Genomic DNA, 14,488 nt, shown 5'->3' on the forward strand with positions numbered 1-14,488 from the left:
ACTCACCGAAAGGCACCCACCATGACAGGACTGTGCAACGACCGCGTCGTCGTCGTCACCGGCGCCGGCCGCGGCCTCGGCCGCGCGCACGCGCTCGCCTTCGCCGCCGAAGGCGCCAAGGTCGTCGTCAACGACCTCGGCGTCGGCCTCGACGGCACCGGAGGCGGCACGGGGCCCGCCCAGCAGGTCGTCGACGAGATCACGGCCTCCGGCGGTGAGGCGGTCGCCCACGGCGGCGACATCGCCACCAGCGACGGCGCCGCCTCCCTCGTCGCCACCGCGCTCGACGCGTTCGGCCGCCTCGACACCCTCGTCAACAACGCCGGCTTCCTGCGCGACCGCATGCTGGTCAACCTCGACGAGGACGACTGGGACGCCGTCATGCGCGTCCACCTCAAGGGCCACTTCCTGCCGCTCAAGCACGCCGCCGCGCACTGGCGGGCCGAGGCCAAGGCCGGACGGCAGCCCGTCGCCCGCGTCATCAACACCAGCTCCGGCGCGGGCCTGCTCGGCAGCGTCGGCCAGGGCAACTACGCCGCCGCCAAGGCCGGGATCGTCGGCCTCACCCTCGTCGCCGCGGCCGAGATGGGCCGGTACGGGGTGCAGATCAACGCGATCGCCCCGGCGGCCCGGACCCGGATGACCGAGCAGACGTTCGCGGAGACGATGGCCGCGCCCGAAGGGGCGGCCTTCGACGCGATGGCCCCGGAGAACGTCTCCCCCCTCGTCGTCTGGCTCGGCTCCGCGGCCTCGGCCGGGGTGACGGGGCGCGTCTTCGAGGCCGAGGCGGGCCGGATCACGGTCATGGAGGGCTGGCGCCCCGGCCCGACGGCCGACAAGGGCGCCCGCTGGACCCCGACGGAGGCGGGCGAGACGGCCCTGAAGCTCCTCGCGGCCTCGGAACCACCGCACCCGGTCTACGGCACCCGCTGACCGCCCCGCCGGCCCGGCACGCGCCCGCACCGAGGGTGCGTGCCAGGGCTCCCCGGTCCTGCCCCGGCAAGGGGCCCACCTGCTTTCCCGCTCACCGGGAACTGGCGCTCCCCGGCGGCGACGGCCCCGGCCTAGCCTCCCCGCACAGCCCCAACCGCCCCCGCAGGAGGGACCCGCCATGCTCACGGACCGCCAGAGACACGAGGCGGCCGAGCTGCTCCGCTCCGCCGAACACGGTGTCACGCCGATCGCCCCGCTGACGGAGGCGTTCCCCGGCATCGGCACCGAGGACGCGTACGAGATCCAGCTCGTCAACATCCGCCACCGCCTCGCGGCCGGCGCGGAGGTGCGCGGTCACAAGGTCGGCCTGTCCTCGCCGGTCATGCAGCGGATGATGGGCGTCGACGAGCCGGACTACGGTCATCTGCTCCACGACATGGAGCTGCGGCCCCACGACCCCGTTCCCGTCGCCCGCTACTGTCACCCCCGCGTCGAGGTCGAGGTCGGCTTCGTCCTCGGCGACGACCTGCCGGGCGAGACCTGCACCCCGGCGGACGTCCTCGCTGCCACCGAACGCGTCGTGCCCGCCCTGGAGCTGATCGACAGCAGGATCCGGGACTGGCGGATCACCATCGCCGACACCATCGCGGACAACGCCTCCTCCGCCGGATACGTCATCGGGGAGGGCCGGGACCCCCGCGAGCTCGACCTCACCTCCATCGACGCCCGGTTGAGCAGCGGCGGCGAGCTCCTCGCCGAGGGCCGCAGCGACGCCGTGCTCGGTGACCCGACCCGCTCCGTCGCCTGGCTCGCCCGTACCGTCGCCCGCTTCGGAGTGCCGCTGAAGAAGGGGCACGTGGTGCTGCCCGGTTCCTGCACCCGGGCCGTCGACGTGGCGGCCGGGGCGACCTTCACCGCCGAGTTCACCGGCCTCGGCTCCGTCTCCCTCTCGTTCATCTGAGGTGATCATGACCATCAAGACGAAGGCGACCGCCGCCATCGTCGGTTCCGGCAACATCGGCACCGACCTGCTGTACAAGCTGCTGCGCTCCGAGCACGTCGAACCCCGCTGGATGATCGGCGTCGACCCCGACAGCGAGGGCCTCGCCCGCGCCGCCCGCGCCGGCCTGGAGGCCAGCCACGAAGGCGTCGACCGGCTGCTCGCCCAGGACGAGAGGCCCGACATCGTCTTCGAGGCCACCAGCGCCTCCGTCCACCGGGCCAACGCCCCGCGCTACGCGGAGCTCGGCATCAAGGCGGTCGACCTGACCCCGGCGGCCGTCGGCCCCGCCGTCGTACCGCCCGCCAATCTCCACGAGCACCTCGACCGGCCCAACGTCAACATGATCACCTGCGGCGGACAGGCCACCATTCCCATGGTGTACGCCGTCTCCCGCGTCGTCCCCGTCGCCTACGCGGAGATCGTGGCCTCCGTCGCCTCCGTCTCGGCCGGTCCCGGAACCCGCGCGAACATCGACGAGTTCACCCGCACCACCTCACGCGGCATCGAGACCATCGGCGGCGCCGGACGCGGCAAGGCCATCATCATCCTCAACCCCGCCGAGCCGCCGGTGATCATGCGCGACACCGTCTTCTGCGCCATCCCCGAGGACGCCGACCAGGACGCCATCACCCTCTCCGTCAAGGAGATCGCCGAGCAGGTCGCCTCGTACGTCCCCGGCTACCGGCTGCGCGCCGAGCCGCAGTTCGACGACCCCAGCCCCGAGAACGGCGGGACGGCACGCGTCGCGATCTTCCTGGAGGTGGAGGGCGCCGGCGACTACCTGCCGCCCTACGCCGGAAACCTCGACATCATGACCGCCGCCGCCACCAAGGTCGGCGAGGAGTTCGCCAAGGCGCTCCTCGCCCCGGGCGCGTAAGGAGCACATCGCATGCCCTACTCGGACACCCTCGACATCCGGATCACCGACTCCTCGCTGCGCGACGGCTCGCACGCCAAGCGCCACCAGTTCACCGCAGAGGACGTACGGTCGATCGTCGCCGCCCTCGACGACGCCGGCGTCCCCGTGATCGAGGTGACGCACGGCGACGGACTCGGCGGATCCTCCTTCAACTACGGCTTCTCCAGGACCCCCGAGCAGGAGCTGATCAAGGTCGCCGTGGAGACCGCGCGACGGGCCAGGATCGCCTTCCTCATGCTCCCCGGACTCGGCGTCAAGGACGACATCCGGGCCGCCCACGGCAACGGCGCGGGCATCTGCCGCATCGCCACCCACTGCACCGAGGCCGACATCGCGGACCAGCACTTCGGACTCGCCCGGGAGATGGGGCTGGAGACCGTCGGCTTCCTGATGATGGCCCACTCCACGACCCCCGAGAAGCTGGCCCGGCAGGGCAGGATCATGGCCGACGCGGGCTGCCAGTGCGTGTACGTCGTCGACTCGGCCGGCGCCATGGTCATGGACGACGTCACCGCCCGGGTCGAGGCCCTGGTATCCGAGCTCGGCGACGACGCCCAGGTCGGCTTCCACGGCCACGAGAACCTGGCCCTCGGCACCGGCAACTCCATCGCCGCGATCAAGGCAGGAGCCCTGCAGATCGACGGCTCCACCCGCCGGCTCGGCGCCGGCGCGGGTAACACCGCCGTCGAGGCCCTGGTCGCCGTCTGCGCCAAGATGGGCATCCGTACCGGCGTCGACGTACTGAAGATCATCGACGCGGCCGAGGACGTGGTCCGCCCCGTCATGGACGACGAGTGCCGACTCGACCGGCTCGCCCTCCTGATGGGCCACGCCGGCGTCTACTCCAGCTTCCTCAAGCACGCCTACCGGCAGGCCGAGCGCTACGGCGTCTCCGGCGCCGAGATCCTCCTGCGCGCCGGCGAGCGCCGCCTGGTCGGCGGCCAGGAGGACCAGCTCATCGACATCGCCGTCGAACTCGCCGCACAGAAGTGAACCGACGGAACATCAGGAGGGACGAGATGACTGCTCTCAACGACGAGGTCCGGGTCATCGACGCGGGCAGGCCGCCGACGCGGTTCGCCCGCGGCTGGCACTGCCTCGGCCTCGCCGAAGCCTTCAAGGACGGAAAGCCGCACGAGATCGAGGCCTTCGGCACCAAGCTGGTGGTCTTCCAGGGGCAGGACGACGGACGGTTGCACGTCCTGAACGCCTACTGCCCGCACATGGGCGGCAACCTCGCCCAGGGCAGCGTCAAGGGCGACGCCGTCGCCTGCCCCTTCCACGACTGGCGCTGGTCGGGCGACGGCCGCTGCGCCGGCATCCCGTACGCCCGCCGGGTCCCCCCGCGCGCCAGGACCCGGTCCTGGACCTCCCTGGAGCGGAACAGGCAGCTCTTCGTCTGGAACGACCCGGAGGGCAACCCGCCGCCCCCCGAGGTGACCGTCCCCGAGATCGCGGGCATCCACGGCCCGGACGCCGACCAGTGGAGCGACTGGACCTGGAAGACCCTCCGGGTCGAGGGCGCCAACTGCCGCGAGATCGTGGACAACGCCGTGGACATGGCGCACTTCTACTACGTCCACTACGCCTTCCCCGAGTACTTCAAGAACGTCTTCGACGGCCACGTCGCCACGCAGTACATGGAGAGCAGCCCCCGAGGGGACATGGAACTGGGCACCCTCAGCTCCGGCCGCCTGCGCTCCGACGCCTCCTACTACGGCCCCTCCTACATGATCGACCACCTCTACAGCGACGTCGGCGGCGGCACGGAGATGGAGATCGTCCTGATCAACTGCCACTACCCGATCGACGCGAACAGCTTCCTGCTCCAGTACGGAGCGATCGTGAAGCGCCTGCCCGGGATGACGGACGAGCAGGCCACGGAGGCCGCAAGGCTCACCGCCGAGGGCGCCACCGTCGGCTTCGAGCAGGACGTCGAGATCTGGCGGAACAAGACCCGGATCGACAACCCCCTGCTCACCGAGGAGGACGGCCCCGTCTACCAACTCCGCCGCTGGTACGAGCAGTTCTACGTCGACGTCGCCGACGTCAAGGACGAGATGACCCGCCGCTTCGAGTTCGAGATCGACACCCAGCGCGCCAACACGGCCTGGCGCGCCGAGGTCGAGGAGAACCTCGCGCGCCGCGCGGCGGAGACGGAAAGCGGAGCCTGACATGCGAGCGGTGGAGTGCGCGGCCTGCGGCAACCAGGTCCTGTGCGAGAAGTTCAGCGTCGCCCACACCTCCGTGCAGTGGACGGCCGACGCGGCCGTCGCCTGCGCGGAGTTCCGCGACCGGGTGCGCCCGGGCGTGACCACCGCCCGGATGCGGACCTGCCGGGCCCTGCGGGCGAGCATCGACCGCGCGGTCGAGGACGGAACCCTGACGGTCGGCTCCCCGGAGCCGGATGCTTCGGAGTCCGGCGCCCTGGAGTCCGGAACCTCCGAGCCCGGCGCCCCGGAAGCCGGAACCTCCGAGGCCAGCGCCTCGGAGGCCGGCACCCCGGGCATCGGCGCCCCGGAGGCCGTCGATGTCTGAGCCCACGACCGGGGCCCGCACCCACCGGCTGCGCGTCGTCGAGGTCATCGCCGAGACGGCCGACGCGCACTCCCTGGTGCTCCAGGCACCGGCGGAGAGCGCGGACCGCTTCGCGTACCGCCCCGGGCAGTTCCTCACCCTGAAGCTGCCCGGCGCCGACGGGAGGCCGGCCGCCCGCTGCTACTCCCTCGCCAGCTCGCCCCACACCGGCGAGCCCCTGAAGATCACCGTCAAACGGGTCGCCGACGGGTACGGCTCCAACTGGGTCTGCGACCGCCTGGCGGCCGGGGACGAGCTGGAGGTGCTGCCCCCGGCCGGCACCTTCACCCCGGACTCCCTCGACGACGACCTGCTGCTCGTCGCCGGAGGCAGCGGCATCACCCCGGTCCTGTCGATCGCCAAGTCGGCCCTGGTCGCCGGCCGGGGCCGGGTGGTGCTGCTGTACGCCAACCGCGACGAGTCCTCGGTCGTCTTCCGCGACGAGCTGCGGGAGCTGACCGAGGACCACCCGGACCGGCTGCTCGTGCTCCACTGGTTGGAGTCCCTCCAGGGCCTGCCCGCCGTGGAACTGCTGGCCGCCGCGCTCGCGCCGTACGCCGGCCGCGAGGCCTTCGTCTGCGGCCCGCAGCCGCTCATGGACGCCGTCGAGCAGGCCCTGCGCACGCTCGGCGCGCCCGGCGAGCGCATCCACCGGGAGCGGTTCTTCTCCCTCGGCGCGGACGTCTTCGACACCCCTGAGGTGCCGCGGGACACGGCGGCCGAGGGCGGCGCGACCGCCGAGGTCGAGCTCGACGGCGAGACGCACACGGTCGCCTGGCCGCCGACGGCGCCCCTGCTCGACGTGCTCCTCGCCGCGGGCGTGGACGCCCCGTACTCCTGCCGGGAGGGCGCCTGCAGCGCCTGCACCTGCCGTGTCGTGACCGGCGAGGTCAAGATGCTCCGCAACGACGTCCTGGACGACCAGGACATCGCCGAGGGGTACGTCCTGGCCTGCCAGGCCCTCCCCCTCACCGACCGGGTCGAGATCACCTACTCCTGACGAGGAGACCGCCATGTCCCGAACCTGCCTGGTCACCGGAGCCGCCTCCGGCATCGGCAAGGCCACCGCCGACCTCCTGCGGCAGCGCGGCCACACCGTCATCGGCGCCGACCTCGCCGACGGCGACATCCACGCCGACCTGTCCACCGCCGAGGGCCGGGCCGAACTCGTCGCCCGGGCCCGCGAGCTGACCGGCGGCCGTCTCGACGCCGTCGTCTCCTGCGCGGGCGTCGCCCGCTTCGACCCCCTCACCGTCAGGGTCAACCACTTCGGTGCCGTGGCCACGCTCGACGGACTGCGTCCGCTGCTCGTGGCCGGCACCGATCCCCGGGCCGTGGTCGTCGGATCCATCGACTCCGTCCACCCGGTCGACCCCGCGATCGTGGACGCCGCGCTCGCCGGGGACGAGGAGGCCGCGGTGGCCGCCTCACGGACGGCCGTCGACCGGGGCGAGGGACACCTCGTCTACTCCTCGTCCAAGGCGGCGATCTCCCGCTGGGTCCGGCGCGCCGCCCCCACCGGGGCATGGGCAGGCGACGGCGTCCCGCTCAACGCCGTGGCCCCCGGCGTGGTCGTCACGCCCCTGACCCGGCCGCTGCTCGACGACCCCGAGATGCGGGGGCTCGTCGAGCGGAGCGTGCCGATGCCGCTGCACGGCCATGCCCGCCCCGAGCAGATCGCCCCGCTCATCGCATGGCTGGCCTCGCCCGAGAACGCCCTCGTGACCGGGCAGGTCGTCTTCGCCGACGGGGGCGCCGACGCGGTCCTGCGCGGCGACCGCGTCTGGTGAGGACACCGGACCATCCGAAGCCGCAGGGGCACCCGTACGGGTGCCCCTGGTCGTACACCCGTACCCGTATTCGTGCCCGCAACGAGGAGACGCCCGTGAACCCCCGTACGCTCGAACGCTCCGCCGTCGTCCCGGCCACCCCCGACGCCGTGTGGGCCGTCATCGGCGACTTCGGCGCCCTCGCCGACTGGCATCCCCACGTGCCGCCGTCCACCCTGGAGGGCGACCCCGCCGTCCCCGGGACCGTCAGGGTCTTCGCCGTCGACGGCGAGGCCGTCGCTCGGGAGCGCCTGCTCGACCGTGACGCGGCCGCCCGCTCGTACCGCTACACCCTCCTCGACCCCGTCATGCTCCCGGTCCACGACTACGTGGCGACGCTCGCCGTGCGTCCGCACCCCGACGGTGCCGAGGTCCGGTGGTCAGCCGCCTACCGGAGCACGGACGACGTCGTGCCCCGGGTGGAGTCGGTCTTCGGGGACGGCACGTACGGCACCGGACTCGCCGCCCTGCGGGCGCGCTTCACATCCAGTCGCTGAAGCGCAGCCAGGCCATCATGTTGTCCATCGAGGGCTGCGGGAGCCCCACGGGCCCCGCGCCGACCGGCTGAGCCCGCTTCTCCGGCTGCCGCCCCGGGCCGAACATCGACTGCCACACCGACCGCGCGCAGCCGCGCACGGCCGGGGCCAGCCGCTCCATCTCCCGGTGGACGCCGTGGCCGCTCACCGAGATCGCGGCGACGGCCCGGCCGGCGCCGCGCAGCGGGGCGGCCACGCAGAACACCCCCCGGTACCCCTCCTCGTGGTCGAAGGCCACACCGCGCTCCCGCGTCATCGCCAGCTCACGGCGGAAGGACTCCGGGCGGGTGATGGTGCGCGGGGTACGTGCCCGCAGCCCGTCCCGGATCACCTGCTCCACCGGCGCCCCGTCCCCGAAGGCCAGGATCGCCTTGCCCGAGGCCGTGCAGTACGCCGGCTGCCGACCGCCCGTGCGCGAGGGCACGACGGAGTCGTCCGAACCGCCGATGCGCTCCAGATAGACCACCTCGGAGCCGTCGAGCACCGTCAGGTGCACCAGATGGCCGGTGGACTCGTGCAGCGCGTGCAGATGGGGCAGTGCCGCCCGGCGGAGCCGGTTGTGGTGCGAGGCCATGGCGCCGAGCTCCAGCATTCCCATGCCGAGCCGGTAGTCGCGGCCCTCGCGCTCCAGCCAGCGCAGCTGCACCAGCTGGTCGAGGATGCGGTGCGCGGAGGAGCGGCGGATGCCCGAACGCTGCACGACCTCGGTGAGGGTGAGCCGGGGCCCCGCGCTCTCGAAGGCGCTCAGCACCTTCGCCGCCTTCTCCAGCAGGGACAGAGGCGGCATCCCGGCCTCGACAGGCTCGACAGCACTGGTCGTCATCGACACCTCCCACACGGACAGCACAGCCGAACGGCCCGTGGCTGGGTCCGTAATCTCCGGTATTGCGTGGAGATTGCCAGAGGATGACGGGCGCTGGGAAGGGGGAGTTCCGTCTCGGAACAGTAACGCGTAGGTTCCCTATCGTCACGGCACGACGGACCGGAATCCGGGAGGGGCGCCCATGCGCGACGACGACGTCCTCGCGGCGGTCCGCGCCCTCGCCCCCGCCCTGCGCGAGCGCGCGGCCGAGGCGGAGGCCCTGCGCCGGGTGCCCGACGCCTCCGTCGAGGCACTGGAGGCCGCCGGCTTCTTCCGGCTGCTGCGGCCCGGGGCGTACGGCGGGCTCGCCGCCGACCCCGCCGTCTTCTACGCCGCCGTGCACGAGATCGCCAAGGCCTGCGGCTCGACCGGCTGGGCGGCGTCGGTCCTCGGCGTCCACCCCTGGTACGTGGCCCAGTTCGACCCCCGGGCACAGGAGGAGGTCTGGGGCGCGGACGAAACCACCCGGATCTGCTCCTCCCACGCCCCCACCGGGAAGGTCACCGCCGTCGACGGCGGCTTCCGGCTCTCCGGCCGGTGGCACTTCTCCGCCGGGTGCGACCACGCCCGCTGGGCGCTGCTCGGCGGCCTCGTCACCGACGGCGACGGCCGCCCGGTCGACATGCTGACCTTCCTGGTGCCGAGCGTCGACTACCGCGTCGACGACGTGTGGGACACGGTCGGGCTGCGCGGCAGCGGCAGCAACGACATCCTCGTCGAGGACGCCTTCGTCCCCGCCCACCGGGCGCTCGGCTACGGCCCGGTGACCGTGCTGCGCTGCCCCGGGCACGACGTCCACCCCGAACCCCTGTACCGGCTGCCGTACGCGGCCGTCTTCACCACCGCCATCTCCACCGCCATGGTCGGCATCGCCGAAGGCGCCCACGAGGACCACCTCACCGCCGCCCGCGAGCGCCTCCGGGCCGCGCCCGGCCGGCGGGCCGCCGAGGACCCCTTCGCCCAGGTGCGCATCGCCCGCGCCGCCGGCGAGATCGACGCCGCCCGGCTGCAGCTCGCCCGCAACATGGCGGAGCTGTACGCGGTCGTGCGCGGCGGGGCGGAGATCCCGAGGGAGCTGCGCGCCCGCACCCGCCGCGACCAGGCGCTCGCCACCGAACGCGCCATCACCGCCGTGGACCTGCTCATGGAGAACGCCGGCCGCGGGCCGCTGCGCACGGGCGACGACGTCCTGCAGAGGGCCTGGCGCGACCTGCACACCGGCCGCGGCCAGGCGGCCAACGACGTGGAGCGGGCCCTGGTCCTCTACGCCCAGGACGCCCTCGGCATGGACGTCCACGACCCCATGCTCTGACCCGCCGGGACCCTCCCGCGCAAGGGTTCCCGCTCAGTGGGAGCAGCGCATTTCCCCGCCGTACGGCACGCCGTACGGTCCTGGCATTCCCCCACCACGACCCGAAAGGGGATGCCCCATGGCCGATGACGTCCTGGCAGCGATCCGTGACCTCGCTCCCGCCCTGCGCGACCGCGCGGCCGAGGCCGAGACGCTGCGACGCGTGCCCGACACCTCCGTCAAGGAGCTGGAGGACACCGGCTTCTTCCAGCTGCTCCAGCCCAAGGCCTTCGGCGGCCGCGCGGCCGACCCGGTGGTCTTCTACACGGCGGTCAAGGAGATCGCCAAGGCGTGCGGCTCGACCGGCTGGGTCGCCTCCGTGGTCGGCGTCCACCCCTGGCACGTCGCCCTGTTCGACTCCCGCGCCCAGCAGGAGGTGTGGGGGCAGGACCCCAAGACCCGCATCGCCTCCTCGTACGCCCCCACCGGCAAGGCCGCCGCCGTCGACGGCGGCTTCCGGCTCTCCGGCCGGTGGCACTTCTCCTCCGGCTGCGACCACGCCCGCTGGGCGCTCCTCGGCTGCCTCGTCACCGACGGCGAGGGCAACCCGGTCGACATGCGCACCTTCCTGATCCCCCGGTCCGACTACCGGATCGACGACGTCTGGGACACCGTCGGCCTGCGCGGCACCGGCAGCAACGACGTCGTCGTCGAGGACGTCTTCGTCCCCGACCACCGCGCCCTGAGCTTCGGCCCGGTCACCGCCCTGAAGGTGCCCGGCCACGAGGTCAACCCCGAGCCGCTGTACCGGCTGCCGTACGCCGGGGTGTTCACCACCACCATCTCCACCCCGATCGTCGGCATCGCCGAGGGCGCCTTCGAGTCCTACGCCGAGGCCACCCGGCAGCGGTTCCGCGTCTCGTACGGGCAGAAGGTCGCCGAAGACCCCTTCGCGCAGGTCCGCATCGCCCGCGCCGCCGGCGACATCGACGCGAGCTGGCTGCAGCTGACCCGCAACATGGGCGAGATGTACGCCCTCGCCGAGCGCGGCGAGGAGATCCCGATGGAGCTGCGCACCCGCACCCGCCGCGACCAGGTCCTCGCCACCGAACGCTCCGTCGCGGCGGTCGACCTGCTCATGGAGAACTCCGGCGGCAGCGCCATGCGCACCGGCCCCGGTCTCGTCCAGCGGGCCTGGCGCGACGCCCACACCGGCCGCGGCCACGCCGCCAACGACCCCGAGCGGGCCCTGGTCATGTACGGACAGAGCGCGCTCGGCATCGACATCCAAGACACCATGGCCTGAGAGGCGCCGACGATGGCAGAGCTCACTTACGAGTCGACCTCCCGCACCGCCAAGGCGGCCGGGCTCACCCTCCACTACCACGAGGCCGCGCCCGCCGGCCGGGCCTCAGAGGCGCCCGTCGTGATCATGCTGCACGGCGGCGGCCCGGGCGCCTCCGCGTGGAGCAACTTCGGCCGCAACCTCCCCGTCTTCGCCGAGCACTTCCGCACCCTGCTCGTCGACCAGCCCTGCTTCGGCCGCTCGGACAAGCCGGAGCTCGACAAGGACTACTTCAGCTACAGCGCGGACGCCGTCGCCGCCCTGATGGACGAACTGGGCGTCCGGCGGGCGCACTTCATCGGCAACTCCCTCGGCGGCGGCACCGCCGTCCGCATGGCCCTGAACCACCCGGACAAGGTCGGCAAGCTCCTCCTGATGGGCCCCGGCGGCGTCTCCGTCAACCTCTTCGCCCCCGACCCGACCGAGGGCATCAAGCGCCTCTTCGAGTTCAACGCCTCGCCCGAGCCCACCAAGGACCAACTGCGCGCCTTCCTCGGTGTGATGGCATACGACCAGTCCATCGTCACCGACGAGCTCGTCGAGGAGCGCTGGGCCTCGGCCACCGACCCCGACACCCGGCTCGGCAGCGCCCGGATGGCGGCCTCGTTCGGCAACCCGGCCTGGGTCGGGGACACGATGCTCTGGCGCGAGGCCCACCGGATCACCCACCCGGTGCTCCTCACCTGGGGCCGCGAGGACCGCGTCAACCCCCTCGACGGCGCGCTGGTCGCCCTCAAGACCATCCCCGACGCCCGCCTGCACGTCTTCCCGCACTGCGGCCACTGGGCCCAGACCGAGCAGGCCGACGAGTTCAACCGCCTCGCCGTCGACTTCTTCTCCCACTGAACCTTCCCGAACCCTCCTGAACCTTCCTGAACCTTCCACCGGAGAGGTGCACACCATGGACATCCGTGCTCTCGGCTACCTGCGCCTGGAGACCACCACCCTGGACGAGTGGCGCCGCTACGCGCTCGACGTCCTCGGCATGGTGGAGGCATCCGGCACCACCAAGGACACCCTCTGCCTCCGCCTGGACGACCGCGTCCACCGCATCGTCATCCAGGCGGGCGAGAGCGACCGGCTCCTCGCGGCCGGCTGGGAGGTGGCGAACGCCGCCGCGCTCGCCCGCGCCGCCGAGGAGCTGGAGGCGGCCGGCGTCGCCGTCAAGGCCGCCGACCCCGCCGAACTCGCCGAGCGCCGCGTCCAGGGCCTGATCCACGTGACGGACCCGGGCGGCAACCCGCTGGAGATCTACTGGGGCCAGGCACAGGACCACACCGCGCTCGGCACCCCGTACGGCAACCGCTTCGTCACCGGCGACCTGGGCCTCGGCCACGTCGTGCTCCCCGTGCCGGACGTCGAGGCCGCGCTCGACTTCTACGAGAACCTGCTCGGCTTCCAGCTGCGCGACTCGATGAAGCTGCCGCCGCAGGCCGTCCCGACCGCCACCGAGCAGCGGGACTTCCACTGGATGCACTTCCTCAGCCCCAACCGCCGCCACCACAGCCTCGGTCTCTACCCGGGCGCGCTGCCCCCCGGCATCGTGCACTTCATGGTGGAGCTGGAGACCCTCGACGACGTGGGCCGCGGCCTCGACCGCATGCAGGCCGCGGGCATCCCCATCGCGTCCAGCCTCGGCCGCCACACCAACGACCGCATGGTGTCCTTCTACGCCCAGGCCCCCGGCGGCTTCCAGGTCGAGTACGGCTGGGACGGCCTCGTCGTCGACCCCGCCACCTGGGTCGCGAAGGAGATCACCGCCGACAGCTTCTGGGGCCACCAGTGGAACGGCTGATCCCGCCCTCCGAGTTCCGGGACGTGCTCGGCCGCTTCGCCAGCGGCATCACGGTGGTGGCGACGCTCGACGCCGACAGCGCGGAGCCCGTCGGCTTCGCCTGCCAGTCCTTCGCCTCCCTCTCCCTCGACCCCCCGCTGGTCATGCTGGCCGTCGGCAGGAACTCCACCAGCTGGCCGAGGATCGAGCGCGCGGGCCGCTTCTGCGTCAACATCCTCGCCGAGGACCAGCAGGACACCTGCGCCGCGCTCGGTCGCAGCGGCCCCGACAAGTTCGCCGGAGTGCCCTGGAGCGCCGGCGCGCACGGCACCGTACGCGTCGACGGAGCCCTCGCCCACGTGGAGTGCGAACTCGACGCGGTCTACGAGGCCGGGGACCACCACCTGGTCACCGCGCAGGTGGTGGCGCTCGACGCCGGCGAGGACGGCCGGCCGCTGCTGTTCTTCCGCAGCCGCTACGCCGTGGGAGCCTTCTGATGCCGATCGACGCCGAGAAGGCGACCTCCGCGCCGCCGGTGCGCACCGACGTCCGGTGGGACGAGCGCGACGTACGGCTCTACCATCTCGCCCTCGGCGCCGGCGTCCCCGAGACCGACCCGCGCGAACTGCGCTACACCTACGAAGGACACGAGCGGGGCCTCCAGGTCCTGCCCACCTTCGGGGTCGTCGCGGGAGGCACCGGCGGCGTCGGCTTCCAGGTCTTCGACCTGCCGGGCGTCGACATCGACCTGGCGAAGGTGCTGCACGGCGGCCAGGAGATCACCGTGCACCGCCCGCTGCCCACCGCCGCCCGGGCGACCGCGTTCACCCGCGCCGCGGCCGTGCACGACAAGGGCAAGGCCGCCGTCGTCGTCCAGGAGTCCACCCTCCTCGGCGAGGACGGCGAGCCGCTGATCACCCAGCGCAACCAGATCTTCGTCCACGGGGAGGGCGGCTTCGGCGGCGACCGAGGCCCCTCCGAGCGCCTCCCCGCCCCCGACCGCGAGCCCGATCTGACGGCCGAGATCCCGACGCTCCGTCAGCAGGCCCTGCTCTACCGGCTCACCGGCGACTGGAACCCGCTGCACGCCGACCCCGCCACCGCCCGGCGGGCCGGCCACGACCGCCCCGTCCTGCACGGGCTCTGCACCTTCGGGATGGCGGTCAAGGCCGTCACCGACCGCCTCCTCGGCGGCGACGCGAGCGCGGTCGCCGCCTGCCGCACCCGCTTCGCCGGGGTCTTCTTCCCCGGCGAGACCCTGCGGCTGCGCGTCTGGGACACCCCCGACGGCTACCGGCTGACGGCCACGGCCGCGGACCGCGAGGACGCGCCGGTCCTCACCGACGCGCGGATCACCGCGCGATGACCCGGCGGCCGGGGCGGGGGACGGCCCGCCCCGGCCGCCGACCCACCTCCTGC

16 protein-coding genes are annotated in these 14,488 nt (G+C 73.0%); 15 read left to right on the forward strand and 1 reads right to left on the reverse strand.

Annotation, left to right across the window (positions count from 1 at the left end; translation table 11 throughout):
* Positions 1-21 precede the first annotated feature (21 nt).
* From ABZ318_RS05420 to ABZ318_RS05460, 9 genes are all read left to right on the forward strand, one after another.
* Positions 22-933 carry an SDR family oxidoreductase gene (locus tag ABZ318_RS05420; RefSeq protein WP_356901171.1) on the forward strand — a complete coding sequence of 304 codons (912 nt, stop codon included), beginning with the start codon at positions 22-24 and terminating at the stop codon, positions 931-933.
* A gap of 178 nt (positions 934-1,111) precedes the next feature.
* On the forward strand, positions 1,112-1,894 hold the full coding sequence (locus tag ABZ318_RS05425; protein WP_356901172.1) for a 2-keto-4-pentenoate hydratase: 783 nt from the start codon (positions 1,112-1,114) through the stop codon (positions 1,892-1,894).
* 7 nt (positions 1,895-1,901) lie between these two features.
* Entirely contained in the window at positions 1,902-2,813 is a 912-nt protein-coding gene (locus ABZ318_RS05430) for an acetaldehyde dehydrogenase (acetylating) (RefSeq protein WP_356901173.1), read from the forward strand.
* Between the two features lie 12 nt (positions 2,814-2,825).
* On the forward strand, positions 2,826-3,848 hold the full coding sequence (gene dmpG / locus ABZ318_RS05435; RefSeq protein WP_356901174.1) for a 4-hydroxy-2-oxovalerate aldolase: 1,023 nt from the start codon (positions 2,826-2,828) through the stop codon (positions 3,846-3,848).
* Positions 3,849-3,874: 26 nt separating this feature from the next.
* Positions 3,875-5,029, forward strand: coding sequence for a Rieske 2Fe-2S domain-containing protein (locus ABZ318_RS05440; RefSeq protein WP_356901175.1), 1,155 nt, complete (start codon positions 3,875-3,877; stop codon positions 5,027-5,029).
* 1 nt (position 5,030) lies between these two features.
* Positions 5,031-5,393, forward strand: coding sequence for a hypothetical protein (locus ABZ318_RS05445; protein ID WP_356901176.1), 363 nt, complete (start codon positions 5,031-5,033; stop codon positions 5,391-5,393).
* Positions 5,386-6,432 carry a ferredoxin--NADP reductase gene (locus tag ABZ318_RS05450; RefSeq protein ID WP_356901177.1) on the forward strand — a complete coding sequence of 349 codons (1,047 nt, stop codon included), beginning with the start codon at positions 5,386-5,388 and terminating at the stop codon, positions 6,430-6,432. The genes ABZ318_RS05445 and ABZ318_RS05450 overlap by 8 nt, the downstream gene beginning before the upstream one ends.
* A gap of 13 nt (positions 6,433-6,445) precedes the next feature.
* Positions 6,446-7,222, forward strand: a complete 777-nt coding sequence (locus ABZ318_RS05455; protein WP_356901178.1) for an SDR family oxidoreductase — start codon at positions 6,446-6,448, stop codon at positions 7,220-7,222.
* A gap of 95 nt (positions 7,223-7,317) precedes the next feature.
* A complete protein-coding gene (locus ABZ318_RS05460) occupies positions 7,318-7,758 on the forward strand; it encodes an SRPBCC family protein (protein WP_356901179.1) in 441 nt (146 codons plus the stop codon).
* On the opposite strand, the gene ABZ318_RS05465 is transcribed toward ABZ318_RS05460, so the two are convergent.
* Positions 7,742-8,620: an IclR family transcriptional regulator gene (locus ABZ318_RS05465; RefSeq protein ID WP_356901180.1), complete on the reverse strand. Its 879-nt coding sequence runs from the start codon at positions 8,618-8,620 to the stop codon at positions 7,742-7,744. The two genes, ABZ318_RS05460 and ABZ318_RS05465, sit on opposite strands and share 17 nt — an antisense overlap.
* A gap of 181 nt (positions 8,621-8,801) precedes the next feature.
* On the opposite strand from ABZ318_RS05465, the gene hsaA (ABZ318_RS05470) reads away from it, so the two are divergent.
* The 6 genes from hsaA (ABZ318_RS05470) to ABZ318_RS05495 all read left to right on the forward strand — a co-directional run bounded on the left by hsaA (ABZ318_RS05470) (position 8,802) and on the right by ABZ318_RS05495 (position 14,435).
* On the forward strand, positions 8,802-9,971 hold the full coding sequence (gene hsaA / locus ABZ318_RS05470) for a 3-hydroxy-9,10-secoandrosta-1,3,5(10)-triene-9,17-dione monooxygenase oxygenase subunit (RefSeq protein ID WP_356901181.1): 1,170 nt from the start codon (positions 8,802-8,804) through the stop codon (positions 9,969-9,971).
* Between the two features lie 118 nt (positions 9,972-10,089).
* Positions 10,090-11,256, forward strand: a complete 1,167-nt coding sequence (hsaA, locus tag ABZ318_RS05475) for a 3-hydroxy-9,10-secoandrosta-1,3,5(10)-triene-9,17-dione monooxygenase oxygenase subunit (protein ID WP_356901182.1) — start codon at positions 10,090-10,092, stop codon at positions 11,254-11,256.
* A 12-nt stretch (positions 11,257-11,268) separates the two neighbouring features.
* Positions 11,269-12,141: a 4,5:9,10-diseco-3-hydroxy-5,9,17-trioxoandrosta-1(10),2-diene-4-oate hydrolase gene (gene hsaD, locus ABZ318_RS05480; protein WP_356901183.1), complete on the forward strand. Its 873-nt coding sequence runs from the start codon at positions 11,269-11,271 to the stop codon at positions 12,139-12,141.
* Between the two features lie 55 nt (positions 12,142-12,196).
* Positions 12,197-13,090 carry a VOC family protein gene (locus ABZ318_RS05485; RefSeq protein ID WP_356901184.1) on the forward strand — a complete coding sequence of 298 codons (894 nt, stop codon included), beginning with the start codon at positions 12,197-12,199 and terminating at the stop codon, positions 13,088-13,090.
* A complete protein-coding gene (locus ABZ318_RS05490; RefSeq protein ID WP_356901185.1) occupies positions 13,078-13,566 on the forward strand; it encodes a flavin reductase family protein in 489 nt (162 codons plus the stop codon). The genes ABZ318_RS05485 and ABZ318_RS05490 overlap by 13 nt, the downstream gene beginning before the upstream one ends.
* A complete protein-coding gene (locus ABZ318_RS05495) occupies positions 13,566-14,435 on the forward strand; it encodes a MaoC/PaaZ C-terminal domain-containing protein (protein WP_356901186.1) in 870 nt (289 codons plus the stop codon). Before ABZ318_RS05490 ends, ABZ318_RS05495 begins: the two co-directional genes overlap by 1 nt.
* Positions 14,436-14,488: the final 53 nt, after the last annotated feature.

This window comes from Streptomyces sp. NPDC006197, assembly GCF_040613865.1.
Lineage (GTDB): Bacteria > Actinomycetota > Actinomycetes > Streptomycetales > Streptomycetaceae > Streptomyces.